General features: G+C 73.7%; 27 protein-coding genes. 12 read left to right on the forward strand and 15 right to left on the reverse strand.

All coding sequences use genetic code 11. The annotated features are described in order from the left end of the window. Positions 1 to 38: 38 nt before the first annotated feature. Positions 39 to 1,799, forward strand: coding sequence for an arginine--tRNA ligase (argS, locus tag ACZ7LY_RS08120; protein WP_471623682.1), 1,761 nt, complete (start codon positions 39 to 41; stop codon positions 1,797 to 1,799). A gap of 40 nt (positions 1,800 to 1,839) precedes the next feature. Here argS and ACZ7LY_RS08125 read toward each other — a convergent pair whose 3' ends face one another. Further along, positions 1,840 to 3,243: a helix-turn-helix domain-containing protein gene (locus ACZ7LY_RS08125; RefSeq protein ID WP_471623683.1), complete on the reverse strand. Its 1,404-nt coding sequence runs from the start codon at positions 3,241 to 3,243 to the stop codon at positions 1,840 to 1,842. A 190-nt stretch (positions 3,244 to 3,433) separates the two neighbouring features. On the opposite strand from ACZ7LY_RS08125, the gene ACZ7LY_RS08130 reads away from it, so the two are divergent. After that, a complete protein-coding gene (locus ACZ7LY_RS08130) occupies positions 3,434 to 4,216 on the forward strand; it encodes a DUF4232 domain-containing protein (RefSeq protein ID WP_471623684.1) in 783 nt (260 codons plus the stop codon). Between the two features lie 56 nt (positions 4,217 to 4,272). Continuing rightward, positions 4,273 to 4,956 carry a nucleoside/nucleotide kinase family protein gene (locus tag ACZ7LY_RS08135; protein WP_471623685.1) on the forward strand — a complete coding sequence of 228 codons (684 nt, stop codon included), beginning with the start codon at positions 4,273 to 4,275 and terminating at the stop codon, positions 4,954 to 4,956. 244 nt (positions 4,957 to 5,200) lie between these two features. Here the strand turns inward: ACZ7LY_RS08135 and ACZ7LY_RS08140 are convergent, their stop codons facing one another. The 5 genes from ACZ7LY_RS08140 to ACZ7LY_RS08160 all read right to left on the reverse strand — a co-directional run bounded on the left by ACZ7LY_RS08140 (position 5,201) and on the right by ACZ7LY_RS08160 (position 6,955). Then, positions 5,201 to 5,698, reverse strand: coding sequence for a glycine-rich domain-containing protein (locus tag ACZ7LY_RS08140; protein WP_471623686.1), 498 nt, complete (start codon positions 5,696 to 5,698; stop codon positions 5,201 to 5,203). A gap of 180 nt (positions 5,699 to 5,878) precedes the next feature. Beyond that, positions 5,879 to 6,043, reverse strand: coding sequence for a hypothetical protein (locus ACZ7LY_RS08145; protein ID WP_471623687.1), 165 nt, complete (start codon positions 6,041 to 6,043; stop codon positions 5,879 to 5,881). Beyond that, positions 6,037 to 6,423, reverse strand: coding sequence for a hypothetical protein (locus tag ACZ7LY_RS08150; protein WP_471623688.1), 387 nt, complete (start codon positions 6,421 to 6,423; stop codon positions 6,037 to 6,039). The genes ACZ7LY_RS08145 and ACZ7LY_RS08150 overlap by 7 nt, the downstream gene beginning before the upstream one ends. After that, the gene (locus ACZ7LY_RS08155) at positions 6,420 to 6,755 is read right to left on the reverse strand and encodes a hypothetical protein (protein WP_471623689.1); all 336 of its coding nucleotides are present in this window, start codon (positions 6,753 to 6,755) and stop codon (positions 6,420 to 6,422) included. Before ACZ7LY_RS08155 ends, ACZ7LY_RS08150 begins: the two co-directional genes overlap by 4 nt. Then, the gene (locus ACZ7LY_RS08160) at positions 6,752 to 6,955 is read right to left on the reverse strand and encodes a hypothetical protein (RefSeq protein ID WP_471623690.1); all 204 of its coding nucleotides are present in this window, start codon (positions 6,953 to 6,955) and stop codon (positions 6,752 to 6,754) included. The genes ACZ7LY_RS08155 and ACZ7LY_RS08160 overlap by 4 nt, the downstream gene beginning before the upstream one ends. 154 nt (positions 6,956 to 7,109) lie before the next feature. On the opposite strand from ACZ7LY_RS08160, the gene ACZ7LY_RS08165 reads away from it, so the two are divergent. Together ACZ7LY_RS08165 and ACZ7LY_RS08170 are read left to right on the forward strand one after the other, a co-directional pair. Further along, a complete protein-coding gene (locus ACZ7LY_RS08165; RefSeq protein WP_471623691.1) occupies positions 7,110 to 8,444 on the forward strand; it encodes a transcriptional regulator in 1,335 nt (444 codons plus the stop codon). Between the two features lie 45 nt (positions 8,445 to 8,489). Further along, complete coding sequence (locus tag ACZ7LY_RS08170) at positions 8,490 to 9,038, forward strand: NUDIX domain-containing protein (protein WP_471623692.1); 549 nt, start codon at positions 8,490 to 8,492, stop codon at positions 9,036 to 9,038. A gap of 81 nt (positions 9,039 to 9,119) precedes the next feature. On the opposite strand, the gene ACZ7LY_RS08175 is transcribed toward ACZ7LY_RS08170, so the two are convergent. Next, a complete protein-coding gene (locus ACZ7LY_RS08175) occupies positions 9,120 to 9,782 on the reverse strand; it encodes an HAD family hydrolase (protein WP_471623693.1) in 663 nt (220 codons plus the stop codon). Between the two features lie 85 nt (positions 9,783 to 9,867). Continuing rightward, positions 9,868 to 11,505 (reverse strand): FadD3 family acyl-CoA ligase, encoded by a 1,638-nt coding sequence (locus ACZ7LY_RS08180; protein ID WP_471623694.1) that lies wholly within the window; start codon positions 11,503 to 11,505, stop codon positions 9,868 to 9,870. Positions 11,506 to 11,601: 96 nt separating this feature from the next. On the opposite strand from ACZ7LY_RS08180, the gene ACZ7LY_RS08185 reads away from it, so the two are divergent. The 3 genes from ACZ7LY_RS08185 (at position 11,602) to ACZ7LY_RS08195 (ending at position 14,155) form a co-directional block, all read left to right on the forward strand. Beyond that, a complete protein-coding gene (locus ACZ7LY_RS08185) occupies positions 11,602 to 12,753 on the forward strand; it encodes a lipid-transfer protein (RefSeq protein ID WP_471623695.1) in 1,152 nt (383 codons plus the stop codon). A gap of 86 nt (positions 12,754 to 12,839) precedes the next feature. Continuing rightward, positions 12,840 to 13,370 (forward strand): Zn-ribbon domain-containing OB-fold protein, encoded by a 531-nt coding sequence (locus tag ACZ7LY_RS08190; protein ID WP_471623696.1) that lies wholly within the window; start codon positions 12,840 to 12,842, stop codon positions 13,368 to 13,370. Then, the gene (locus ACZ7LY_RS08195; RefSeq protein WP_471623697.1) at positions 13,367 to 14,155 is read left to right on the forward strand and encodes an enoyl-CoA hydratase/isomerase family protein; all 789 of its coding nucleotides are present in this window, start codon (positions 13,367 to 13,369) and stop codon (positions 14,153 to 14,155) included. The genes ACZ7LY_RS08190 and ACZ7LY_RS08195 overlap by 4 nt, the downstream gene beginning before the upstream one ends. A gap of 36 nt (positions 14,156 to 14,191) precedes the next feature. Here the strand turns inward: ACZ7LY_RS08195 and ACZ7LY_RS08200 are convergent, their stop codons facing one another. The 3 genes from ACZ7LY_RS08200 to ACZ7LY_RS08210 form a co-directional block, all read right to left on the reverse strand. Beyond that, positions 14,192 to 14,821: a hypothetical protein gene (locus ACZ7LY_RS08200; RefSeq protein ID WP_471623698.1), complete on the reverse strand. Its 630-nt coding sequence runs from the start codon at positions 14,819 to 14,821 to the stop codon at positions 14,192 to 14,194. 31 nt (positions 14,822 to 14,852) lie between these two features. Continuing rightward, the gene (gene afsK / locus ACZ7LY_RS08205; protein WP_471623699.1) at positions 14,853 to 17,210 is read right to left on the reverse strand and encodes a protein serine/threonine kinase AfsK; all 2,358 of its coding nucleotides are present in this window, start codon (positions 17,208 to 17,210) and stop codon (positions 14,853 to 14,855) included. A 163-nt stretch (positions 17,211 to 17,373) separates the two neighbouring features. After that, positions 17,374 to 18,183 (reverse strand): VOC family protein, encoded by an 810-nt coding sequence (locus ACZ7LY_RS08210; protein ID WP_471623700.1) that lies wholly within the window; start codon positions 18,181 to 18,183, stop codon positions 17,374 to 17,376. Between the two features lie 174 nt (positions 18,184 to 18,357). On the opposite strand from ACZ7LY_RS08210, the gene ACZ7LY_RS08215 reads away from it, so the two are divergent. Then, positions 18,358 to 19,005 carry a TetR family transcriptional regulator gene (locus ACZ7LY_RS08215; protein ID WP_471623701.1) on the forward strand — a complete coding sequence of 216 codons (648 nt, stop codon included), beginning with the start codon at positions 18,358 to 18,360 and terminating at the stop codon, positions 19,003 to 19,005. Between the two features lie 145 nt (positions 19,006 to 19,150). On the opposite strand, the gene ACZ7LY_RS08220 is transcribed toward ACZ7LY_RS08215, so the two are convergent. Together ACZ7LY_RS08220 and ACZ7LY_RS08225 are read right to left on the reverse strand one after the other, a co-directional pair. Then, positions 19,151 to 19,624 (reverse strand): nitroreductase family deazaflavin-dependent oxidoreductase, encoded by a 474-nt coding sequence (locus ACZ7LY_RS08220; RefSeq protein WP_471623852.1) that lies wholly within the window; start codon positions 19,622 to 19,624, stop codon positions 19,151 to 19,153. Between the two features lie 74 nt (positions 19,625 to 19,698). Then, positions 19,699 to 20,910 (reverse strand): acyl-CoA dehydrogenase family protein, encoded by a 1,212-nt coding sequence (locus ACZ7LY_RS08225; RefSeq protein WP_471623702.1) that lies wholly within the window; start codon positions 20,908 to 20,910, stop codon positions 19,699 to 19,701. 116 nt (positions 20,911 to 21,026) lie between these two features. On the opposite strand from ACZ7LY_RS08225, the gene ACZ7LY_RS08230 reads away from it, so the two are divergent. After that, positions 21,027 to 22,208, forward strand: coding sequence for a thiolase C-terminal domain-containing protein (locus tag ACZ7LY_RS08230; protein WP_471623703.1), 1,182 nt, complete (start codon positions 21,027 to 21,029; stop codon positions 22,206 to 22,208). Positions 22,209 to 22,662: 454 nt separating this feature from the next. Here the strand turns inward: ACZ7LY_RS08230 and ACZ7LY_RS08235 are convergent, their stop codons facing one another. Further along, positions 22,663 to 23,541, reverse strand: coding sequence for an FAD-dependent oxidoreductase (locus tag ACZ7LY_RS08235; protein WP_471623704.1), 879 nt, complete (start codon positions 23,539 to 23,541; stop codon positions 22,663 to 22,665). A 174-nt stretch (positions 23,542 to 23,715) separates the two neighbouring features. On the opposite strand from ACZ7LY_RS08235, the gene ACZ7LY_RS08240 reads away from it, so the two are divergent. Further along, positions 23,716 to 24,165, forward strand: coding sequence for a DoxX family protein (locus ACZ7LY_RS08240; RefSeq protein ID WP_471623705.1), 450 nt, complete (start codon positions 23,716 to 23,718; stop codon positions 24,163 to 24,165). After that, a complete protein-coding gene (locus ACZ7LY_RS08245; protein ID WP_471623706.1) occupies positions 24,165 to 24,596 on the forward strand; it encodes a Zn-ribbon domain-containing OB-fold protein in 432 nt (143 codons plus the stop codon). Before ACZ7LY_RS08240 ends, ACZ7LY_RS08245 begins: the two co-directional genes overlap by 1 nt. A gap of 13 nt (positions 24,597 to 24,609) precedes the next feature. Here ACZ7LY_RS08245 and ACZ7LY_RS08250 read toward each other — a convergent pair whose 3' ends face one another. Beyond that, positions 24,610 to 25,347: a pyridoxine/pyridoxamine 5'-phosphate oxidase gene (locus tag ACZ7LY_RS08250; RefSeq protein ID WP_471623707.1), complete on the reverse strand. Its 738-nt coding sequence runs from the start codon at positions 25,345 to 25,347 to the stop codon at positions 24,610 to 24,612. Between the last annotated feature and the right edge of the window lie 8 nt (positions 25,348 to 25,355).

The following is a 25,355-nucleotide window of genomic DNA, read 5'->3' on the forward strand; positions in this document are numbered from 1 at the left end:
CCCCCTCAGTCCCCTACGAGCGGAACGGCATCCTCTTCATGGCCTCGGTCACGTCCCTCACGTCCAGTGTCCACCAGCGTCTGTCCGACGCCCTCGTCGCCGCCCTCCCCGAGGCCGGCGCGGGCGCGGACCCGCTGCTGCGACGTAGCGACCGGGCCGACTACCAGGCCAACGGCATCCTCGCGCTCGCCAAGAAGGCCAAGGCCAACCCCCGGGAGCTGGCCGCTCAGGTCGTCGAGCGGATCGACAAGGGTGACCTGCTCGCGGACGTCGAGGTCTCCGGCCCCGGCTTCCTCAACGTGACGGTCACCGACCGCGCCCTCACCGAGACGCTCGCCGCGCGCGCCGCCGACGGCGACCGGCTCGGCGTGCCCGTGAAGGACGCGCCCGGTGTCACGGTCATCGACTACGCCCAGCCGAACGTGGCGAAGGAGATGCACGTCGGCCACCTGCGCTCGGCGGTCATCGGTGACGCGCTGCGCGGGATGCTCGACTTCACCGGCGAGCGCACCATCGGCCGGCACCACATCGGCGACTGGGGCACCCAGTTCGGCATGCTCATCCAGTACCTGATCGAGCACCCGGACGAGCTGGCCCCGGCCGATCAGGTCGACGGCGAGCAGGCCATGAGCAACCTGAACCGGATCTACAAGGCGTCCCGCGCGGTCTTCGACAGCGACGAGGCGTTCAAGGAGCGGGCCCGCAAGCGGGTCGTCGCGCTCCAGTCCGGCGACAAGGAGACGCTGGAGCTGTGGCAGCGGTTCGTCGACGAGTCGAAGGTGTACTTCTACTCGGTCTTCGAGAAGCTCGACATGGAGATCCGCGACGACGAGATCGTCGGCGAGTCCGCGTACAACGACGGCATGCCGGAGACCGCCCGCATGCTGGAGGAGATGGGCGTCGCCGTCCGCTCCGAGGGCGCGCTCGTCGTCTTCTTCGACGACATCAAGGGCAAGGACGACCAGCCGGTCCCGCTGATCGTGCAGAAGGCCGACGGCGGCTTCGGCTACGCGGCCTCCGACCTGACGGCGATCCGCGACCGCGTCCAGAACCTGCACGCCACCTCGCTCCTGTACGTCGTGGACGTGCGGCAGTCGCTGCACTTCAAGATGGTCTTCGAGACGGCCCGCCGCGCCGGCTGGCTGAGCGACGAGGTCACCGCCCACAACATGGGCTACGGCACGGTCCTCGGCGCGGACGGCAAGCCGTTCAAGACGCGTGAGGGCGAGACCGTACGCCTGGAGGACCTGCTGGACGAGGCCGTGCAGCGGGCCGCCGAGGTCGTGCGGGAGAAGGCCAGGGAGCTGACCGAGGACGAGATCCAGGAGCGGGCCGCGCAGGTCGGCATCGGCGCGGTGAAGTACGCGGACCTGTCCACGTCGCCGAGCCGCGACTACAAGTTCGACCTGGACCAGATGGTCTCGCTCAACGGCGACACGAGCGTGTACCTGCAGTACGCGTACGCCCGTATCCAGTCGATCCTGCGCAAGGCGGAGGGTGTCGCCCCTGCGGCGCGCCCCGAGCTGGAGCTGGCCCCGGCGGAGCGGGCGCTCGGCCTGCACCTGGACGCGTTCGGCGACACGGTCTTCGAGGCCGCCGCCGAGTACGCGCCGCACAAGCTGGCCGCGTACCTGTACCAGCTCGCGTCGCTGTACACGGCGTTCTACGACAAGTGCCCGGTTCTGAAGGCCGACACGAAGGAGCAGACGGAGAACCGGCTGTTCCTGTGCGACCTGACGGCCCGCACGCTGCACCAGGGCATGGCGCTGCTCGGCATCCGCACCCCCGAGAAGCTCTGACCCTCCCGGCTGTCCACGCCTCTTCCGCCGCCCCGGCCGGCTACTGCTGCTCCACGCGCGCGATCCACTCGCCGCCGCCGAGCGGGTAGTCGTAGCCGGGGCGGTTCGTGTCGGCGCTGGTGCGGAACGGGGTGCCGGAGGCGTTGACGCGTACGGTGCCGTGCCGGGTGCCGCTGGTCCAGTCGAGCGCCAGCTCCCAGCGCACGTCGTGGGCCTTGGTGCGGGCGGTGACGTAGAAGACCTCGGGGTCGGACTCGCTGACCTTGTACGGGAAGTCGCGCTGCCCGTTCTTCGGGGTGGTGACGGGCGTGCCCTGGTCCAGGTCGACGCCGAACGTCTTCGTGCCGACGCCGCCGCCGCAGCCGACGCCCATCGAGTAGTCGTTCCAGGCGAGCGGGGCGCCCTTGCTGACGACGCGGACGTGCAGGCCGGTCAGGACGACGGTCCGCGCGCCGGTGCCCTGCACGGTGAGCGCGACGAGTTGCTCGCCGGAGGAGACCGCGCCGTACGCGCCCGCCCAGCGCACCGCGTCCGGCTCGCCCGCGGGCGGACCGACCTGTTCCGGTTCGCTGTCGACCAGGAAGTGCTGGCTGCACGGGCTCTCGTAGACGTACGGGCGGGTGGCGACCGTCAGCGGGGGCGCGGAGCCGTCGCCCGCCCCCGGCCCGGCGCCCGTGCCGCGCTCGTGACCGGGGCCCGCGCCGGGGGACGTACCGGGCTTCGCCGTGCCGGGCGGCGCGCTGCGGGAGCCGGTCGGGGCGGGGCTCGGGGTGCCGGTCGTCGAGGCGGACGCGGAAGGCTTGCGGGGCGGGGCGGTGGTGCCGCCGGCGCCGGGGGCGCTCGCGTCGGCCCGTACGCGGTCGGAGGCCGGGTCGCCGTCCCGGGGCAGACCGACGGCGAGCGCGACGGCCCCGAGCACGGCGGCTCCGGCGACGGCGGCGACGAGGGCGGTGCGGCGGGGGTTGGCCGGGGGCGGGGTTTTGGCGGCCGGCGGCTCGGCGGGGGGTGGGGTTTGTCCGGGGGACGGTTGCTTCGGCGCCGCCGGGGTCTCTTCGGCGGGGGCCGGGGCGTGTCCGGGGGACGGTGGCTTCGGCGCCGCCGGGGTCTCTTCGGCGGCCGGGGTTCGCTCGGTGGGCGAGCCCGGGGCCGGGGCGGGAGACGTGGAGGGCTTACGGCCCCGGGCGGCGTCCGCGAGGATCCAGTGGCGGTGAAGGGCGACCAGTTCCGCCTGGGTCGCGCGGCAGACGCGGGCCAGGCGCTCGACGGGCGCGTAGTCGTTCGGCACGGCGGTGCCGTTGCAGTAGCGGTGCAGCGTGGACGTGCTCATGTGCAGCCGCTTGGCGAGCGTGCCGTAGCTCAGCCCCGAGCGGTCCTTCAGCGCGCGCAGCAGCCGCGCGAACTCCTCGCCGTCCCCGGCCCCTGCACTGTCCCGTACCCCCGGCACGTGTTTCTCCCGTCCCCCGCGCGTCCCGTTCCGGCATTCCAGGCGGTCCGCGTTCTTGCTGGTCAGAGCCTGTTTCAGCGTTCCAGTGTCCCCAACTGCCGGGCAGATATGGCGGCTGGGACGGATCGTGCCGAAGGCTCAGGTCATCCAAGCACCTCCCGGACAACGACCTCGAAGGGGCTCGACCGACATGACCGGAATCCGTACCTCCCGCGCCGCCCGCACCACCTCCCCCACTTCCCGCACGGCCCGTACGAGGCTGCTGCTGTCCGCCGCTTCCGTGGCCGTCGCCGCGCTCTCCCTGACCGCCTGCTCGGACGGCTCGGGCGTCAAGGACGAGGGCGCCTCCCAGCCGGCGGCGGCCTCGACGTCCCCCCGGGCCTCCGCCTCACCCGGCGCGGACGGCGACAAGGGCGGCGCGGGCGGCGGGCAGGGCGCCACCCAGGCGGGCGCGCGGAAGCCGGCGACGGACCGGCCCGCGGCGAAGGGACCGGACGCGCGGCAGCCCGGGACGGCGAAGACGCCCGCGACGAAGCGGCCCGCCGCGGCGCCCGTGACGTGCCGCGCGGACAACACCCGTACGGCGGCGGCCCCGTTGACGCGCCCCATCAACCACATGCTGCTCACGGTCACCAACACCGGCGGCCGGGCCTGCTTCCTGTACGGGTATCCGGCGGTGCGGTTCGGCGCGGCGCAGTCGGTGCCGCCGGTCATCGCGGGCTCCAAGCCGCAGGCTGTCGTCACGCTCCAGCCGGGCGAGTCGGGGTACGCGTCCGTGAACCTGTCGGCGGCCGACGGCAGCGGGTCGAACGGCTACACCGCCCGCAGCCTTACCGTGTACTTCATGGACCGCGACGGCTCGGGCCTGACCGGCGGCGCCCGTCCGGCGCTGCCCGCGCAGGGCACGTACGTCGACGACTCGCTGAAGGTGACGTACTGGCAGCAGTCGATGGACGACGCCGTCTCCTGGTGACGGCCCGCCCCGCGCGGGCCCGGTCCCGCCCGCACCGAACGCCCGGGGAGAGCGCGATGAGCAGCAGCCCGTACGTCACCGACGTCCCGTACGTCACCGAACTCGCCGCCCGCGCGGCCCGCGCCCTGCCCGCCGCCCCGGGGACCCGGCGGCTGATCGGGGTCGCGGGGCCGCCGGGCGCGGGCAAGTCGACGCTGGCCGAGGCGGTCGTCGCGGAGCTGGGCGGGCGGGCGGCGCTGGTCCCGATGGACGGTTTCCATCTGGCGGACGCGGAGTTGGCGCGGCTGGGGCGGGCGGCGCGCAAGGGGGCGCCGGACACGTTCGACGCGTACGGCTACGCGGCGCTGCTCGCGCGGCTGCGGGCGCCGAGGGCGGGCGAGACGGTGTACGCGCCCGCGTTCGAGCGGGAGTCGGAGCAGCCGGTGGCGGGGGCGCTGCCGGTGGCGCCGGACGTACCGCTGGTCGTCACGGAGGGGAACTACCTGCTGCTCGACGAGGACCCCTGGGCGAGCGAGGTGCGGCCGCTGCTCGACGAGGTGTGGTGGGTCTCGGTACCGGACGAGGTGCGGGTGCCCCGCCTGATCGAACGGCACATCACGTTCGGCAAGTCCCCGCAGGAGGCCCGCGCATGGGTGACCCGCTCGGACGAGGCGAACGCCCGCCGCGTCGCCTCCGGCGCGGCCCGCGCGGATGTCGTCGTGGACGTGGTGTCGGGGGCGGTGCGGGTGCGGGGGGCGTGAACGCGGTCTCCACTGGCGCGGCGGCCCGGCTCGGGCTTCGCCCTGACCGGGCGGGGCGGGTGCCTCACCCGAACGAATCCGGACGAGGCACCGGCGGTGGTCAGCCCTTCTTGGGCGGCACTACGAACGCTCGTACCGGCCGCGGAGTTTCAGACGTCCGCGCCGGCTCCTGCGAGCGTCGCCACTGCGAGACCAGCCAGGCGTACCTCGGGTCGATCCAGTCGGCCATGCGACACCTCCGCGCTCAGAGTACGGGCCAGTCCGGCTTCGGCATGGGACGGATCGTGCACTCGGGCGCGTGCTGGCACTTCGCGGCCACCGACACGAGCGTCTCGTCCGTGGGCGCGGACCACAGTTCGTCGTCGGCGGTCCAGCCGAGGTCCGCGATCGTCGCGCGCGTGCGGTCGAGGATCGCGGGGTCGTAGTTCGTCGGATCGTAGCCCGGGTAGTGATGCACGAACTCGCCGCCGAGCTGCTCGCACAGTTCGGCGTACTTCGCGGTGTGCAACAGCAGGGCGTGCCAGCCCTCGTCCACGATCCGGGACGGTGCGAGGCCGACGCCCGGGTTGCGGGAGCAGGCGGTGACGAACTTGATGCCCTCGTCGACGATGCGGCCGGCCATCTCCACGCTCATGTCCGGGTTGCCGTCCATGACGGTGCGGCGGCACGACTCGAACGTCGTGTCGTCGAGGAGCAAGCGCGCCATGGCGGGAACGGGCTGGGGCTGGGTGGATGTGCTCATGGGTAGCCTCCTGGTGCCTGGTTGCGATCAGGTGGTTGGCCTGCCTGGACCGGACGTTCTTGGTCGGATGCCGGTCCAGGCAGGTGGAGCGTGGTCGGCGGGCCGCCTGCCTGGATGGCGGACGGCCCGCCTGCCCGCCGCTCGACACGGGGCTGGTCGAAGGGCGGGGGTTGAAGGCGGTCAGCCGAAGCCGACCGGTCCGGCCTGCCGGGGCGCGGGCAGGCGCGGGCAGCCGTCGCGGTGGACCCACACGCTGCTGCCAGGGCCGGAGGCGCTGAACGCCGCTTGTACCTCGGCGGGTTCGTCCGGCCGGATCGGGAGCTTGCAGCGGGCGCAGATCACCACGGCTCACCGTCGAAGGCCATGCACTTGCGTACAGGCGGCAGGTCCCGCCGGCCGATGAACGTGCTGGGCGGCGGTGGGTCGAGTTGCTGCACGAGCTTCGACACGGCCACCCCGAGCATGCCGAGGTGCAGGTACGCGGTGAGATCGGGGTCGTCGGGGGTCGCCTTGATCTCGGGGCTGACCATCACGTTGGCGAGGTTGAGGGCGGCACGGTGGTCCTTCTCGGACTGGTACAGCTCCTCTCGGGTGAGCGCTCGCAGGAGCACCGTCATGCCGTCGACCATCTCGTCGAGCCGGGCGCGCGGCGTCTCGGAGTACACGACCTGCTCGGCGGCGCGGGCGGCGGCGCGGATCCCTTGGAGGTCGAGTGGGGCGGTCACGTCCACCGTCCTGTGCTGAGGGCGCGTCGCAGCAGGGCGGAGGCGGGGCAGGCCAGCCCGAGCAGGGCGCACTGCGCGCACGTGATCGTGTGCTCCAGGAACTGGAGGTAGACGAACATGACCGTGCAGTCGTGGCAGCCGCGAGGGGCGATCATCCGCCCGGTGTCCGGGGCACGGCGCCGGCCGAGGCTGACGCTCGGCCACCCGGCGAGGCTCTCGTCGCACCAGGCGCACGCGAGTCCGTGCCGTTGGGCGGTGGTCATCTCGGGCCACGGCACGTCCACGGCAATACGCGCGGGCGCCTCGGCCGCCTCGATCTGAGGGGCGGTCATGACACCCCCGCGCAGGATCCGCAGGCCCTCGGGAAGATGCGCCGCTGGGCGCCGGGGTCGATGTGCTCGCCGAGGTCGACGCTCGCCGCGCCGACGACGGGCTCCGCGCACCGGGCGCACGCTCGCCCGCACATCTGGTCCTCGGTCATCTCGGACGCCGGCACCTCCACGTGGTGCGAGCGCGGCATGGAGCCGATCATCCTTGCCCCCTCTCCCTGCGGTGGAATCCCATCGTTCTTGAACGGGTGCCCCGCCGGGAGTGAGTGCGGCGTGCGTGTCACCTCGGGCCGTTCACACACTGTGTGGAGCGGACCTCACTACCCTCGTCGCACTGAGTAGTTCGGGGGTCACGAGATGGAACCCAACACCCTGCTCGACGCACTCATCGATGAGGCCGGCATGTCCCGCAAGGGACTCGCCGCACGCGTCAACCAGGCCGGGGCAGCACAGGGGATGAAGATGCGCTACGACCACAGCTCCGTCATCCGCTGGCTGAAAGGGCAACGCCCGCGCGGCCAGGTCGCGGACCTGATCGCCGACGTTCTGGGGGCGCGGTTGGGCCGACGTCTCAGCCTCGACGACATCGGCATGGGCACGGCCGCCGCCCAGTCCGAGGGGACTCCCCTCGACGGGTTCATCGGGAAGGCCACCGCCCTGTGGCGCGGCGACCACCAGCAGCGCGACGATCTCCAACAGGCGCCCGTCATCACCGGACTGCCCGCCGTCGGCCCCGTGTGGGAGTGGGAGAACCCGCCGGACGACACCGACGTCTCCAGCCGTGGAACCATCCGTGTCGGCCTGCCCGACGTCGAGCAACTCCGCACCGCCCGCTCCCACTACGAGCAGATGTACCGCAAGGCGGGCGGGGTCGCCACGCGCGGTCGAGTGCTGCGGTTCCTCGTCCAGGACACGGCACCCCTCATGCGCGGCACCTACACCGACGGCACCGGCAGGGAGCTGCACCGGGCAGTCGGCGGGCTCGTCGCCATCGCGGGGATCTGCGCGTACGACTCGAACGCGCAGGGCCTCGCGCAGCGCTACTACCACCAGGCGCTCCGTCTGGCGAAGGCGTCCGGCGACCGGGCGTTCGGCGGGTACGTGATAGCGCTGCTCGTCAACCATGCGATCTACCTCGGCGAGCTGCGGCAGGCTGTGGCGTTCGCGGAGGCCGGGCTGCGTACGGCCGGGCATGCGATCTCGCCCGCGCTCGCCACCGACCTGCACGCCATGCAGGCCAAGGCGTTCGCGCGGATGGGTGACCACGAAGGCGCGCGGCGGGCCATCGCGCAGGCGGAGACGGCAGCCGGGCGGATCCGGCTCGACGAGGAACCGGCCGAGACCGGGTACGTCCAGCCTGGCCTCCTTGAGACCGCGCTCGCGGACACCCTCATGCGGCTCGGCGACACGGGGCCCGCGCAGCAGTTCGCGGCGGAGGCTGTCGAGATCCAGGCCCACGCCCGCGGACGGGTTCACCGGCTCGCCACCCTCGCGGACTGCCAGATGCGGGCCGGCTCTGTCGACCACGCCGCAGGCACCGCCGAGCGGATGCTCGACACCGTCGCCGGAATGGAGTCCCACCGCCTGTACGACCGGCTCGCCGGAGTCCGCCGCAGCCTCGCCGCCACCCGCAGCAGGAGCGTGCGCGACGTCGTGGGGAGGATCGACGACACCCTGCGCATCCCGCTGTAGCCGCTTGTGGTCGGATGGGTCGCGTACCCGACGAGAGGCAGCAGCGTGTCAGTGTGGCGGAACCTCGGCGAGCGCACCGTGTACGAGAACAAGTGGTGCCAGGTGAACATGGCTGATGTCGAACTACCTGATGGGCGGCACCTCGACCACACGGTGATCAGGCTCCGTCCGGTCGCCGTCGCCACTGTGGTGAACGAGGCGGACGAGGTGCTGCTCCTGTGGCGGCACCGGTTCATCACCGACGCCTGGGGATACGAACTCCCCTCTGGCGGGACGGGGGCGGGCGAGGACCCGGCTGCTGCGGCTGCGCGCGAGTTCGAGGAGGAGACCGGGTGGCGGCCCGGCCCGATGCGGCTGTTGCTGGCGGTCGATCCGATGCCGGGGATCTCGACGTCGCACCACCGCGTGTACTGGTCGGACACGGCGGAGCAGGTGCGGCAGATCCCTGAGGACGACTTCGAGTCGGCCCGACGGGAGTGGGTGCCGCTGGTGAAGGTTCCCGAACTGATTGCCCGCGGTGAGGTCCGGTCGGCGAACGCGGTCGCCGCGCTGCTGATGCTGCACACCCAGCGACTCGGAGGGCCCGTCGCGTAACAGGGCATGCCGAAACAGCCCACCCTCCCGGAGGAGAACGGCGTCCCGCCGGTCACCGGCTGTACGGGTGGCCGGCGGCCGTCAGCGCGCTTGCTCGTTGAACTCCTTGATCTTCGGAGACAGTTCGAGGAGCGACTCCACCCGGAATGTCGGGAGCGACCGCGCTTCCTCGGTGTTCCACTGGATCGTCGCCCACGGACCGCGGCGCACGAGCGCGGTCCGCATCCCGGCCTGCGCGCCGGGGCGCAGGTCGTTGTCGACGCGGTCCCCCACGTAGAGGATCTCGTCGGGCGCGTGCGGGACGGCCTCGGCGACGCGCTCGAAGAACAGCGGGTCGGGCTTGCTCACGCCCCAGTCGTCCGAGGTGCCGATCAGGTCGACGTCGCCGGTGAACAGCTCGCGGAGGATCCTGCCCGCGCGCACGGTCTGGTTGCCGGCGATGCCGAGCCAGAGGCCGTCGGCGCGGAGGGCGCGCAGGCAGTCGCGGACGTCGGGGTAGAGGTCGTCCTCGCCGAAGTGTTCCGGCTGTCCGGCCTCGGCGCGGCGCTCGCGTTCGGCGTACAGGTCGAAGCCGGGCCGGAACTCCTGGAACGTCTCGCGGTAGTCCCGGCCCTGGGCGATGACGGCGCCGAACATCGCGGCGAACGTGTGCCGCGGCACCCCGAGCCAGTCGGCCCAGGTCCCGTACTCCCGGGTCTCGTCCACGAGGCATTCACCGACGTCGAACATCACTGCGCGAATCATGGCGGCAGCGTACCCAGGCGAGGTGAGGGGCGTGCCCGGTCACAGCAGCGGGCGGTCGGGGGCGTGAAGTGCCGTTGAATGCGCGTCAGTTGGCAGACCGCAGGATCGTCTTGGCTATCTTGCCGCTCGCGTTGCGCGGGAGCGCGTCGGTGAAGGTGATCTCGCGGGGGACCTTGTAGTTGGCCATCTCGCGTCGGGACCAGGCGATGAGGTCGTCGGCGGTGACCGTGGCGCCGGGCCTGCGGACCACGTACGCCTTGCCGACCTCGCCGAGCCGGGCGTCGGGGACGCCGACGACGGCCACGTCGGCCACGTCGGGGTGCAGGCCGAGGAGCTGTTCTATCTCGGCGGGGTAGGCGTTGAAGCCGCCGACGATGAACATGTCCTTGATGCGGTCGGTGATGCGCAGATAGCCCGCGTCGTCGAGGACGCCGACGTCGCCGGTGCGCAGCCAGCCGTCGGGGGTGATGGCCTCGGCGGTGGCGGCGGGGTCCTCGAAGTACTCGCGCATGACGTTGAAGCCGCGGACGAGGACCTCGCCGGGCTCGCCCGCGGCGGCCTCGACACGGACCTCGGTGCCGGGGATGGCCCGCCCGGAGGTCGCGGCGATCAGTTCGGCGGGGTCGCCGCGCCGGCACATGGTGACGATGCCGCCCGCTTCGGACAGGCCGTACGCGGTGAGGACGGTACCCACGTGGAGTTCGCCGCGCAGCCGTTCCACGAGCCGCAGCGGGACGACGGCGGCGCCGGTGACGACGAGGCGCAGCGCGGACAGGTCGTGCGCGTCGCGGGCAGGGTGGTCCAGGAGCGACTGGTGCAGGGTGGGCGGTCCTGGCAGTACGGAGATGCGCTCGGCGGCGATGTTGGCGAGCGCGGTGTCGACGTTGAAGACGGGCTGCGGGACCATCGTCGCGCCGCGCGTCAGGCAGGCGAGGATGCCGGCCTTGTAGCCGAAGGTGTGGAAGAACGGGTTGACGATGAGGTAGCGGTCGCCCGCGCGCAGTCCGGCGAGGTCGGCCCAGATCGCGTAGCCGCGCAGCGTCTGGCCGTGGGTGATGACGGCGCCCTTGGGGCGGCCGGTGGTGCCGGAGGTGAAGATGATGTCGCTGGGGTCGGCGGGGTCGATGGCGTCGGCGCGGGTGCGGACCTCGGCGGCGGTGACGGTGTCGCCGGCGGCGAGGAACTCCTTCCAGGTGCGGTAGCCGGGGGCGTCCGGCGCGGAGTCGGCGAGGACCACCACCTGTTCGAGCGCGGGGAGTTCGGCTCCCGCCTCCTGGGCGCGGCGCAGCGAGGCGACGTAGGAGGTGCCGAGGAAGGTGCCGGTGACGAAGAGGAGGCGGGCGCGGGAGCGGGCGAGGATGTCGGCTGCCTCGGCGCCCTTGAAGCGGGTGTTGAGGGGGACGAGGACGGCCCCGGCGGTGACGGCGCCGAGCGCGCTGACGATCCAGTCCAGGGTGTTGGGCGCCCAGACGGCGACGCGGTCGCCCGCGCGGACCCCGGCGGCGAGGCAGCCGGCCGCCGCGCGTTCGACCCGCTCGCCGAGTTCGGCGTAGGTGAGGCGGGTGCGGCCCTCGACGACGGCCTCGCGGTGCCCGTGCCGGGCCGCCGCGTCACGCACCAGCTCCGGGATCGTGCCCCACTCGCCGCCCGCACCCTCGCCGCCCGCATCTCCGGCGACCGCGCCTCCGGCGCCCGCCTCACCCGCGCCCGCATCCTCACGCATCGAACGACCTCCCGCCGCACCGTAGCTGACTATCCGTCAGATTAGCTGTAGCCTGACGCGCTGTCAGCAGACGGGACGCACGCGCTGGGGGTGCCCATGACGGGACTGAAGGAAGCGACGGCGATCGTCGGCATAGGCCAGACGCCGTTCGCCAAGCAACTCCCCGAATCCGAGAAGACGTTGGCGTGCCGCGCGATCCTCGCCGCGCTCGACGACGCGGGCATCGCGCCCGGCGAGGTCGACGCGTTCGCCTCGTACACCATGGAGGAGACCGACGAGGTCGAGGTCGCCAAGGCCATCGGCGCCGGTGACGTCACCTTCTTCTCCAAGGTCGGCTACGGCGGCGGCGGTTCGTGCGCGACCGTCGGCCATCTCGCCGCCGCCGTCGCCACCGGCCAGGCCACCGTCGGCGTCGCCTGGCGCTCCCGCAAACGCGGCAGCGGTCCGCGCCCCTGGAAGAACACCGCCGTCCAGCTCCCCACCCCCGCCCAGTGGACCCGCCCCTTCGGCCTGCTGCGCCCCGCCGACGAGATCGGCATGCTGGCCCGCCGTTACATGCACGAGTACGGCGCCACCCGCGACCACCTCTTCAACGTGGCGCTCGCCTGCCGCAACCGCGCCAACCAGAACCCCGCCGCGATGATGTACGAGCGTCCCCTCACCCGGGACATGTACATGAACTCCCGCTGGATCAGCGAGCCGCTCTGCCTGTTCGACAACTGCCTGGAGACGGACGGGGCGCTGGCCTGCGTCGTCGTCTCCGCCGACCGCGCCCGCGACTGCCGCCGCCGCCCGGTGTACGTCCACGCCGCCGCCCAGGGCCTGCCCGCCCAGCACCATGGCATGGTCAACTACTGGAACGACGACCCGCTCAGCGGCCCCGCCTGGACCGCCGCCCGCCATCTGTGGAAGCACGCGGACCTCACCCCGGACGACATCGACGTGGCCCAGATCTACGACGCGTTCACCCCGCTGATCCCGCTGTCCCTGGAGGGCTACGGCTTCTGCGGCCGGGGCGAGGGCGCCGCGTTCACCGAGGGCGGCGCCCTGGAGATCGGCGGCCGGCTGCCCCTGAACACGGGCGGCGGCGGACTCTCGGAGGCGTACGTCCACGGCTTCAACCTCATCAACGAGGGCGTCAAACAGCTCCGGGGCACGAGCACCGCGCAGGTCCCGGACGCCCGCACCTGCCTGGTCACAGCAGGCGAGGGAGTCCCCACCTCAGCCCTCCTGCTCACCTCCCCCTGAAAACACCGCTGATCAGCGCCCCGCAAGGGGCGCGGGGAACTGCGCGACCAGCCACAACGAAGCCGCACCCACCCAAGGACAGACACATGGCAGACGCAGACACAGAAGCAGCAACAGCCCCAGCCGCACCCACAGCCCCGCTCACCGAAACACCCGCCCCAAAAACACCCGCCCCCAGAACCCCCTTCCTCACCCCCACCCCCGACGAGGACGGCGCCCCCTTCTGGACCTACGCCGCCCGAGGCGAACTCCGCGTACAGACCTGCGCCGACCCCGCCTGCGGCGAACCCCGCTTCCCACCCCGCCCCTGCTGCCCCCACTGCCAGTCCTTCGACTCCACGTGGAAACGCGTGAGCGGCAAGGGCCGCATCTGGTCCTACGTGGTCCCCCACCCCCCGCTGCTCCCCGCGTACGCGGCCCACGCCCCGTACAACGCGATCATCGTGGAGCTGGCCGAACACCCCCGCATCCGGCTCGTCGGCAACCTCGTCACCGCCGCCGACGCCCCGCTCGACTCCGTGGACCCGAGCCGCATCCGCATCGGCGCGAGGGTGCAGGCCGTGTTCGCGGACGTCGAGGGCACCGTCGTACCGCGCTGGGTCCTGGAGCGGCCATGACGGACGCGCCCCCGCTCCTGGTGGACGTCGACGCGGACACCGGGGTCGCCGTCGTCACCCTGAACCGCCCGCACCGCCTCAACGCCGTCGACACCGCCCTGGCGGATCGACTCACCGCGACCTGGCGGGCGTTCCGCTCCGACGACACCGTACGGGCGATCGTCGTGACCGGCGCGGGCGAACGCGCCTTCTGCACCGGCGTCGACCGCGACGACACGGGCGGCCCGCAGCCCACGTCCCCGTACTCCCTGGACGATCCGCTGCTGTCCATCGGACCGAAGGCGTGCGACCTGTGGAAACCGGTGATCGCGGCGGTGTCGGGGATGGCGTGCGGCGGCGCGTTCTACCTGCTGGGCGAGGCCGAGTTCGTGATCGCCGACGAGAACGCCGTCTTCTTCGACCCGCACACCACGTACGGCATGGTCAGCGCGTACGAGACGGGTTACCTCGCCCAGCGGATGCCGCCCGGCGAGGTGGCGCGGCTCGCGCTCATGGGGTCCGCCGAACGGCTCGGCGCCCGCCGCGCCCACCAGGTGGGCCTGGTCGCGGAGTTGACCGCACCGGGCGGGGCGCGGGAGGCGGCCGTGCGGTGCGCGACGGTGATCGCCGGGCACCCGACGGCCGCCGTGCAGGGCACGGTACGGGCGCTGTGGGCGGCGACCGAACCCGGCCGCGCCCACGCCTTCGGTCACGCCCCGCAGCTCATCGCCCTCGGCAACCTGCCACCCGGCGAACAGGGCGCGCTCTTCACGTCCCGATCGCAGGGCGGCCACCGGGTGCGCTGACCCGGACGCGGCGCGCGGCCCTCGACGGCGGTTCTGTCAGCGGCGGACCGAGGCGACCGGGTCCAGTTCGCAGCGCCGCACCTCGGCGGCCAGCCCCTCGCCACCGACCTTGACCTTCGTGGTGGCCGTGGCGCGCCCCTTGACCTTGACCTCGCCCCGGCCGGTGGTCACGGTCAGCCCCTGGGCGTCCAGGAAGGTCAGCGAGAGCGAGAACGTCTTCGTCGCCTTGTTGGGGTTGCGCACCTCGACGGTGGCGTACGGACGGGTCGCGCCCGCGCAGCGCACGAGGCGGGCGGTGCCGTCCTGGGCGTACGAGCCGCCGCCGGACGCGCTCGCGGTGGGCGTGTGCCGGTAGCGGGGCGTGCGGGCCGCACCCCCGGAGGCCGAGCCGGAGGTGCTGGACGAGCCGGACCCGTACAGGTCGTCGTCGCCGTACGTGGACCCCGACGAACCGGATGAGCCCGAGGCCCCGTCGCCGGACGTGCCGGACGAGGTGGACGACGAGCTGTCGTGCCGCTGCGAGCTGCTGCTGCACCCGCCCCCGCCGCCGTGCACCCCGTGTCCCCCGTGACCGCCGCGCCCGTGGCCGCGCCCGGTCGAGAAGCCTGTCAGCGCCAGCACCACCAGTGCGGCGACCCCCGCCAGTTTCCATCCCCGTCGTATCACGCCGGGCACCCTACCCGGCGGGGGCCGCCCGCTACCGGCTCGTGTCCGTCCCGGTGCCTTTCTCCGCGTCCAGCGCGTACACACAGCGGTCCTTGCTGCACGCGTAGACGACGCCCTCGCGCACCACGGGCGTGCCGGTGATGGCGCCGCCGGTGGCCAGCTTCCAGCGCAGCCGGCCGTCGTCGGCCTTCAGCGTGTACAGCAGGTGGTCGCTGGAGCCGAAGTGGATACGTTCCTCGGCGACGACGGGCGAGCCGACGATCTCGCCGCCCGCCTGGAACCGCCACTTCGGGGTGCCGGTCACCGCGTCAAGGGTGTACAGGCCCTGCCCGGAGCCGACGTGCACATGCCCCTGCACGACGAGGACCGGGTCCACCGCCGAGGGGCGCGGCTCGGTGGCGATGCGCCAGCGGTCCCGGCCGTCCGTCGCGTCGAGCGCGTACACCGTGCCGAGGTGGTCGACGAGGTAGACGCCCCCGCCGGTCACCGCGGGGCCCGGCACGAACGCGGGCGGACACAGGAACACGGCCGGCGCCTCGAAGTGCCAGCGCACATGCCCGGTGGCGATCTCGACGGCGAGGACGCGGGTGCCGGCGGCGACGTACACGTACCCGTCGTCGGCGGGGGTGAGGCGGACCGGGACGCCGCCGCAGGAGGCCGCGTCGCCGATCGGGTACGACCAGCGCTCCTCGCCGGTACGGGCCTCGAGGGCGCGCAGCCGGGCGTCCTGCCAGACGTAGACCGTGCCGTCGTGGACGACGGGCCCGGCCTCGGGCGCCTCGAAGTCGCTCTGGCAGCCGGTGATCTCCCACAGCAGCTCGCCGTTGCCCGCCTCGCGGGCCTGGACGCCGCCGCCCCGGGTGGCGGTGACGAGGGTGCCCCGGTCGGCCTGGAGGGCGTACACCCACGCGTCGGTGGAGCGGCGCCACAGGTCGGTGCCCTCGCGGGCGTCGAGCGTCCACAGGGTCGGGCCGTCGGAGGCGTGGACGCGGCCGTCGGCGACCGCCATCGACCAGGCGACGTCCCGGGTCTTGAAGCGGCGCCTGCCGGTGGCCACGTCCAGGGCGTGGACCTCGAAGGACGTGACGTAGACGAGGTCGCCCGCGACGGTCGGGGTGCCCCACACGTCGTTGGACATACGGAACCGCCACGGCCGCCACGACGTGCGCTCCGGCGCGGCGGGCGCGGGCACGACGGGGTCGGCCGCGCCGCTCGCCGAGGGCTTCACCCGGGACCAGGACGCGGCGAGGCCGGACGCTGCGGGCGGCGCCTGCACGGCGGCGGCGCGGGCGTCGGCGACGCGGGGTCCGGGCCCGATCGGCACCTGGGCGCCCGCGAGCCGGACCGGGCCGTCGGCGGGCGCCGGGGGCGCGGCGGGCGCGGCCCGCCAGCCGTCGGTCGCGGGCAGCGGCGGACGCGCGGGCGGCTGCGGCGGCATCGCCGGGACCGGCGCGGCCGGCCCCGGCGTACGCGGCTGCGACCGTACGACGGTCCGGCCGCCGCGCCGGGACTCGATCAGGGCGACGGACCGCTCGGGCAGCCACGCCGACGCGGTGCCGCTGTCGTCGCTGCCCGAGCCGAACAGATGCGGGGCGAGCTGCGCCTGGAGGTCGGCGGGCGAGGGGCGCAGCGTCGCGTCCATCTGCATGCACGACTCGATCAGCGGGCGCAGCTCGTCCGGCAGGCCCTCCAGGTCGGGGCCCTCGCGCAGCAGCATGAACACCGTCTCGACGGGGTTCGCGCCGTGGAAGGGCGCGTGCCCCGTCGCGGCGAAGACCAGGGTGGAGCCGAGCGAGAACACGTCGGAGGCGCCGGTCACGCTCCGCGAGTCCTTCGCCTGCTCGGGCGACATGTAGGCGGGCGTGCCCACCGCCACGTTCGTCATGGTCAGGCGCGTATTGGAGACGCCGGACGCGATGCCGAAGTCGATGACGCGCGGGCCGTCCTCGACGACCAGCACGTTCGACGGCTTCAGGTCGCGGTGGACGAGGCCCGCGCCGTGGATGGACTGGAGGGCCTCGGCGACACCGGCGGCCAGCCAGCGCACGGCCTGGGCCGGCAGCGGCCCGCACTCGTTCACTATCTCTTCGAGCGAGGGGGCGGGCACGTACGCGGTGGCGAGCCACGGCACGGCGGCGCGCGGGTCGGCGTCGACGACGGCGGCCGTGTAGAACCCGGACACCGCGCGGGCCGCCTCGACCTCGCGCGTGAAGCGGACCCGGAAGAGCTGGTCCTCGGCGAGTTCGGTGCGCACCGTCTTGATGGCGACGCGCCGCCCTGAGGCCGAGCGCGCCAGATAGACCAGGCCCATGCCGCCCGCGCCGAGCCGGCCCAGTACCTCGAACGGACCGATCCGCCTCGGATCGTGCTGCGTCAGCGAATCCACCACTAGCCTGCCACCTCCCCGTGCGGGGCCGGGATCCCCGGGTTTCCTGGTCCACCGCACATACGAGCCCCCGTCAGCGTCTCACCACCGCAGCGCCACGGCGGCACGCCCCCGATTCTTCCTGGCGGGGGCGCCGGTTGCGAACCCGGGGGCATACCGGGGTGTCTCAGACATCCAGGGGCCCGCGCAGGGCGAACTCGGCCCCCTGGTCGTCGCACAGCACGACGGTCCGCCCGTACGCGGTGTCATAGGGCGCCACCTGCAACGATGCCCCGAGCCTCAGCGCCGTCGCGCAGGCCGCGGCGGGGTCGGCGACGCCGAAATGGACGACGAACCGGGCGGCGGCCCCGACCTCGTGCACACGGGCCAGGGCGGGCGCGGCGGGCGGCACGGGTGACCCGTTCGGCGGCAGCGGCGTGGCCGGGGCGGGGTGGTGGGCGGCGGCGGGGGCGCGGGGCAGCCAGTCGCGGGCGCCGGGGGCGCGGTCGCGGGCGGTGCAGCCGAAGACGTCCGCGTAGAAGGGGTCGCTGACGGCGGGCGCGGGCGTGCGCAGCTCTACGTGGGTGACGGCGCCCGGCGCCCGGGTGCGCCCGAAGCCCTGGTGGCTGCCGGCCTGCCAGAGCCCGAAGGGGGCGCCCTCGGGGCCCCGGGCGCGGGCGACGGTGGCGGCGGCGCCCTCGGAGACGGGCCCGAGGACGAGGCGCCCGCCGGCGGCGCGGACCCGGTCGGCGGCGGCGTAGGCGTCCCGCACGGCGAGGTGGACGGTCCAGGCTGCGCGGGTGCCCGGCGGGGCGGGGGCGAGGGCGGCGACGGCGGCGTCCTCGGCGTAGGCGGCGGTGTAGTAGCCGCGCTCGGCGGTCGCGCCCTCGTCGAAGGTCCACCCGAACAGGTCGCCGTAGAACCGCTTGCCGGCCTCCACGTCCGGGAGCCGGACGTCCGCCCAGCAGGGGGCGCCCTCGGGGTAGTCCGGGTGCATACCGCAGACGCTAGCCAGGCCGCATCGGGCGCCGCGGCCCCGATTCGAACGTCTGGCCAATTCCGGCCCCTGGGGGCGGGCTCGCGCACCGCCGTCCGGGGCGCTATTTCCGGCCTCAACCCCATTTGCAGTCGGCCAGATCGCGCTCCGATCACCCCTCGGTAAGCTGACGGCATGACAGGACAAGTACGTACCGTCGACGGCCGTGTGGCCGGGCGGCGTGGTCAGGCAACACGTCAGAAGCTGCTCGACTGCCTCGGCGAGATGCTCAGCTCCTCGCCCTACCGGGACGTCAAAGTCATTGATGTCGCCCGAAAGGCGGGCACTTCGCCCGCGACCTTCTACCAGTATTTCCCGGACGTCGAAGGCGCCGTCCTGGAGATCGCCGAGCAAATGGCCGCCGAGGGGGCGGGGTTGACCGAGCTGGTCGCCGACCGTTCCTGGGTCGGGAAGGCCGGCTGGGCGACCGCGCAGGAACTCGTGGACGGCTTCCTGGAGTTCTGGCGCAAGAACGACGCGATCCTGCGGGTCGTCGACCTCGGCGCGGCCGAGGGCGACAAGCGCTTCTACAAGATCCGCATGAAGATCCTGAACTCGGTGAACAACTCCCTCGCCGACGCCGTCAAGGAGTTGCAGGACAAGGGGAAGGTCGACAAGGACGTGAGCCCGGCCGCCGTGGCCGGCTCGCTGGTCGCCATGCTCGCGGCCGTCGCCTCCCACCAGAAGGGCTTCCAGAGCTGGGGTGTCAAGCAGGCCGAACTCAAGCCGAACGTGGCGCTGTTGGTGCATCTGGGCGTGACGGGCAAGAAGCCCACGAAGTAGCCCGCCCTCTGGTCCTGTCGTACGGCGGCGGTCCGCGCATCGATCGATCGTGGACCGCCGCCGTTGCAGTTCCCGGGGCCCACGCGTATCCTCCCGCGCCCCGACGCCCCGACGCCCCGACGCCCCGCTCCCCCGCGCCGGCGCGTCAGCGCCGTTCCAGGCGGAACAGCCTGATCTCCCGCTCCACGCGTGCCTGGTACGAGGCATAGGGCGGCCAGAACCGCAGCGCCGCCGCCCACGCCCGCGCCCGCTCCTCGCCCTGGAGCAGCCGGGCCGTGACGGGGATGTCCGTGCCGCGCCAGCTGATCTCTGCGTCCGGGTGGGCCAGCAGGTTCGCCGTCCACGCCGGATGCCCCGGCCGGCCGAAGTTCGAGCCGATCAGCAGCCAGCTCCCCCGCTCGGGCTCGGGCATGCAGGCCAGCGGGGTGCGCCGGGCGAGCCCGGTGCGCGCGCCGGTCGCGGTGAGGACGACGCCCGGCAGCATCCGCGTACTGAGCAGCGCTTTCCCGCGCGTCAGCCGGTGCACGGCACGGTCCAGCACGGGGATGACGTGCGGGGCGACGCGGGCGAAGGCCCGGGTCGAGGAGACCTTCCGCACGACCCGCACCCCGAGCGGCACCGCGCCCGTGCCGGAGCCACCGCCGACGCTGGGGCCACCGCCCGGTCCGGCTCCGCCGCCCTCCGCCGGGGCGCTCATACGGCGGCCTTCGCGCGCGCGGCGAAGAGTCCGGCGGCGCCCGCCGCCCGGTCCCGCAGCAGATAGACGGGCCCGAACAGCAGCTCGTCGCCCGCCGCCCGCTTCAGATACAGATGCGCGTCGTGCTCCCAGGTGAAGCCGATCCCGCCGTGCAGCTGGACGGCCTCGGCGGCGGCGGTCCGCAGCGCTTCGAGGGCCTGCGCGAGCGCGAGGGCGCCGACGGCGGGCTCGGACCCGCCGCCGCCGACCGCCCAGGCCGCGTAGTAGGCGGCCGACCGCGCCGCCTGCACCTGTACGTACACGTCGGCCAGCCGGTGCTTGACGGCCTGGAAGGAGCCGACGGGACGGCCGAACTGCTCGCGTTCCTTGACGTAGGCGACCGTCCGCTCCAGGGCGCGGTCGGCGGCGCCGACGGCCTCGGCGGCGATGAGGGTCGCGGCGAACTCCCCGGTGGCGGCGAGCGCGGCGGCGATGTCCGCGCTCTCCTCGCCGAGCAACTCCGCTGCCACGTCCCGCAGTTCGACGCGAGCCTGGGGACGGGTCTCGTCCAGGGAGGTCTGCCGGGTGCGGCTCAGGCCCGCCGCGTCCGCCCGTACGAGGAACAGCAGGGTGCGGGAGCGGGCGAAGCCTCCGGTGTGCGCGGCGACGAGGAGCAGGCCCGCGCTGTGCCCGTCCAGGACCTGTTCGGCCTGCCCGTACAGCCGCCAGCCCGCACCTTCGCCCTCCCCCGGGGCGCGGGCGGCCTGGACGCCGCCCGCGCGGCCGCCGCCCGCCCAGTCGCCGGTGTTGTCGTCGACGAGCCCGAGGGCGGTGGCGAGGCCCGCGCCGGGGACGGCGAGGGCGGCGGTGAGGGTGCCGCCGGCGAGCGGGGGCAGCAGGGCGGCGCGCTGGTCGGCGGTGCCGAGGGCGGCGACGAGCGGGGCGACGAGTCCGCTGCCCGCGAGCAGCGGGGTCGGCGCGAGACAGCGGCCCAACTCCTCGGCTGCCAAGGCGAGTTCGGCCGGCCCCGCGCCGACGCCTCCGTACGCCTCGGGCAGGGCGAGCCCGGGCAGACCCAGTTCCTTGCCGAGGGCCCGCCACAGGGTGCCGTCGTGGCCGCCCGGCGTGCGGGCGGCGGCCTTGACGTCGTCCGGGGTGCAGCGTGCGGTGGTGAGTTCGCGCAGGGTGCGGCGGATCTCCTGCTGTTCCTCGGTGAACCTGGCGTCCATGCGGGCCCCTTTCTGACGGGCCGTCATATTAAGCGCCCGACCCCCACCCCGCCAGAGGCGAGGCGCCTCCCACCACTCCCCTTCCCCCACCCACTTTCTGATGTACCGTCAAATTCATGACTGGCTCCCTGAGCACCTCGGGCCGCCGGGCCGCCGTCGCCGGCGTCGCCCTGTCCGACTGCGGCCGTGTCGACGACGCCACCCCCTACGCCCTGCACGCCCAGGCCGCCCGCCGCGCCCTCGCCGACGCCGGGCTCACCCCCGACGTGATCGACGGCGTGGCGAGCGCGGGCCTCGGCACGCTCGCCCCGGTCGAGGTCGCCGAGTACCTGGGCCTCGCCCCGCGCTGGGTCGACTCCACCTCCGTCGGCGGCTCCACCTGGGAGGTCATGGCCGCGCACGCCGCCGACGCCATCGCGGCGGGGCACGCGCGGGCCGTGCTGCTCGTGTACGGCTCGACGGCCCGCGCCGACATCAAAGCGGGCCGGCGCACCTCCAACCTGTCGTTCGGCGCGCGCGGCCCCCTCCAGTTCGAGGTCCCGTACGGGCACACGCTCATCGCCAAGTACGCGATGGCCGCCCGCCGCCACATGCACCGGTACGGCACGACCATCGAGCAGTTGGCGCAGGTCGCCGTGCAGGCCCGGGAGAACGCGGCCCGCAACCCCGGCGCCATGTTCCGCGACCCGGTCACCGTGGACGACGTGCTGGGCGGGCCGATGATCGCCGACCCGTTCACCAAGCTGCACTGCTGCATCCGCAGTGACGGCGGCGCGGCCGTGCTGCTCGTCTCCGAGGAACTGCTCGCGGACTGCGCGCGGCCGCCGGTGTGGGTGCTCGGCGCGGGCGAGCACGTCTCCCACACGACGATGTCCGAGTGGGACGACTTCACGGTCTCCCCGGCTGCCGTCAGCGGCCGGCTGGCGTTCGAACGGGCCGGGGTCACGCCCGCCGACATCGACATCGCGGAGCTGTACGACGCGTTCACGTACATGACGCTGGTGACACTGGAGGATCTCGGGTTCTGCGGGAAGGGGGAGGGCGGGGCGTTCGTGGAGGGCGGGCGGCTGCGGTTCGACGGGGGGCTGCCCACGAATACGGACGGTGGGGGGTTGTCCGCGCAGCATCCCGGGATGCGGGGGCTTTTTCTGCTGGTGGAGGCGGTACGGCAGTTACGGGGTGACGCGGGCGCCCACCAGGTCCGTCGCCCGGACGGCACGCTTCCCCAACTGGCGGTGGCCTCCGGCACGGGGGGTTGGTTCTGCTCCTCCGGCACGGTGATCTTGGGGCGGGACTAAAGGGGGGCCTCCTCCCTTGATCCCCGGCGCCCTTCGACGGGGCTGCCCTCAGCGCCAACTCCCGGCCTCCGGCCCTGGGGTCCCTGACGGTCTGGGCTCAGCGCCAACTCCCGGCCTCCGGCCCTGGGGTCCCTGACGGTCTGGGCTCAGCGCCAACTCCCGGCCTCCGGCCCTGGGGTCCCTGGAGGGCGGGGCTGGGCTCAGCGCCAACTTCCAGCCCCTCCGGCGCTTGAGGAGCGGGGTCTGGGGCAGCGCCCCAGAGTGCCGGGTGCGTCGTGGCTGGGCGCGCAGTTCCCCGCGCCCCTTACGGGGCTGATCTCAGCGCCGGTCATTTCAAGCCCCTCCGGCGATTGAGGAGCGGGGGCTGGGGCAGCGCCCCAGAGTGCCGGGTGCGTCGTGGCCGAGCGCGCAGTTCCCCGCGCCCCTTACGGGGCTGGCCTGAGCGTCGACTTGGTCAGCGGCGAGCGTTCAGCGTGGGGGTGGTGAAGCCGGTGAAGGTGAGGCCCGGGGGGATCGCGCCCCGGCGGGGTGACGGGAGGCCCGTGTTCGGGTTCAGGACCCCGAGATGTCCTACCAGGGGGCCCAGCGCGGGGCGATATCCCGTGGCCGCGATCACCACCTCGGCCCCGATCCGGCCCCCGCCGGCGAGCAGCACCTCACCCCCGTCGAAGCCGACGACCTCCCCGACCTGATCACCCCGCGCCCGCCGCGCAGCGACCCGTACGCGCCCCGCCCCGCCCGCCACAAGCTCCGCCGCGATCTCCGTCCCGCTGCGCCCGGCGCCGACCACGAGCACGTCCCGCCCCGCGTAGGGCGCGGCGCCGCGAAAGGCGCGGGCGTGCAGGAGTTCGCCGGGGAAGCCGTCCGCGCCGGGCCAGTCGGGAACGTACGGCGTGTGATGGCGGCCGGTGGCGACGACGAGCGAGGAGCACAGGAGTTCGCGGCCGCCGCTCGCCCGCAGCAGCCAGCCGGAGCCGCCCGGTGCGGGATCGACGCGGGTGACCTCGATGCCGGTCGCCACTTCGAGGGCGTGGTGCTCGGCGTACGTCTCCAGGTAGCGGGCGAGGTCCGCGCCGAGGACGCGGCGGCCGTAGCGGCGCGGGATCGGCAGCCCCGGCAGGGCGGACCGGCGGCGCGTGGTCCGCAGCCGCAGCCGTTCGCGGTCGCCGCGCCAGGAGGCTCCGACGCGGTCGGAGCGTTCCAGGACGACGACCCGGGCGCCCCGCGCCTTCAGCCGTACGGCGGCGGCGAGTCCGGCGGGGCCGCCGCCGATCACGTACACGGGCGGATGCGCGTGGCTGCGGGGGGCCGGGGCGAGGTGGGGGGCGGTCATGATCGGGAGCGTAATTTCGCCGGGGATGTTGATGGGGCACGGTCAAGAGTGGGTTCGGTTGCGAATGGATCACGGTCCACCCGTCCGCTCCCGCCCGCGCCGGGACCCTTGCGGGCGCGGCCCCGATGCGCTGAACTGACGTACCGTCAGATAGCGGAAGAGGGGCCGGACTCCATGGAAGCGATAGGGCTCAGCGGCGCCGAATGGCTGGCCGTGCTGCGTATCGGCCTCGGGCTGTGGTGGCTGGAGAGCTGGCGGCACAAGGACAAGAAGGGCTGGTTCGAACGCGGCACGGGCATCGCGTGGGCGGCGGACGTGGCGGCGAAACACCGGTGGGGCGCGGTGCGTTCGGGCTTCGACAAGGTCGTCAGGCCGCGCCCGAAGGCCATGGCGTACCTCGTCGTCTACGCCGAACTCGCCCTCGGCCTCGGGCTGGTGGCCGGCCTGCTCACCCCCGTCGCGCTCGTCGGCGGCCTGCTGCTCAACCTCCTCTACCTCACCCTCATGATCCACGACTGGGCCGAGCAGGGGCAGAACGCGATGATGGCGCTGATCTCGCTCGTCGCGCTGTTCGCCATGTCCTGGCAGGTCTGGTCCCTCGACCACGCGATCGGACTGTTCTGATGACGGAGACCGGCGACGGCGTACGGTTCGATCTGCCCGAGCCCGACGCCTTCACCCGCCCCTACTGGGAGGCGGCGGCCGAGGGGCGGCTGCTGCTGCGGCACTGCGCGGGCTGCGGGCGCGACCACCACTACCCGCGCGAGTTCTGCCCGCACTGCTGGAGCGAGGACGTCACCTGGCGGGCGGCGAGCGGCCGGGCCACGCTCTACACGTGGTCGGTCGTCCACCGCAACGACCTGCCCCCCTTCGGCACCCGCACCCCCTACACCGCCGCCGTCGTCGATCTCGCCGAGGGACCCCGCATGATGACCGAGGTCGTGGACGTGCCCGCGGGGGAGCTGCGGGTGGGGATGGAACTGGCGGTCACGTTCCGGCCGGCGGGCGTGTACGCCGTGCCGGTGTTCCGGCCGCCCGCCGCCGACAGGGCCTGACGGGCGGGGGCGGTCACGGCCAGAGCAGTTCCTTCGCCCAGGCGCCGGCCGGGTCCGCGCGGCGGTAGCGCAGACGGGTGTGGCGGCGCCGGGCGTCGCCCTGGAAGAACTCGACCTCGCGCGGCTGGACCACGTACACCGTCCACGTCGGCGCGACCGCGTCCGGCTCTTGCGCGGCCCGCTCCCACGCGGCGTCCGAGGCGCGCTCCAACTCGGCGCGGGAGCCGAGGAGTTCGCTCTGCCGGCCGACGAGCGCCGAGGCGAGCGCGCCCGTCGAACGGGCGCGCAGGTCCGCCCGCGCGTCCTCGGGCGGCGCCGTACGGACCGGGCCGCGCACCCGCACCTGGCGGCCCAGCGCCGGCCAGTAGAAGCCGAGCGCCGCGTACGGGGTGGCCGCGAGCTGGCGGCCTTTCGCGCTGCCGGCGTGCGAGGCGACGTGGAAGCCGTCCTCGTCGGCGCCGTGCAGCATCACCGTACGGACGTCCGCGTGGCCCTCGGCGTCGGTCGTGGCCAGCGAGGGCGTGTGCGGCTCGGTCTGGCCCGCCGCCACCGCCTCCGCGAACCAGTCGACGAACAGCTCCAGCGGGCCGTCCGGCGCGGCGTCCGTGTCGAACCCGGGCAGCTCCGTGTCCCAGACCCGCAGGGAACGCAGCAGCGCGTCGAGCCGGGCGGCCGGCGGGTGGTCCTGCGGTGCGGCTTGCGGTGTGTCTTGCTGCGCGGCTTGCGGTGTGTCTTGCGGTACGTGGTTCATGGCGCCGA

The sequence above is a fragment of the Streptomyces sp. NPDC107550 genome, assembly GCF_055639095.1.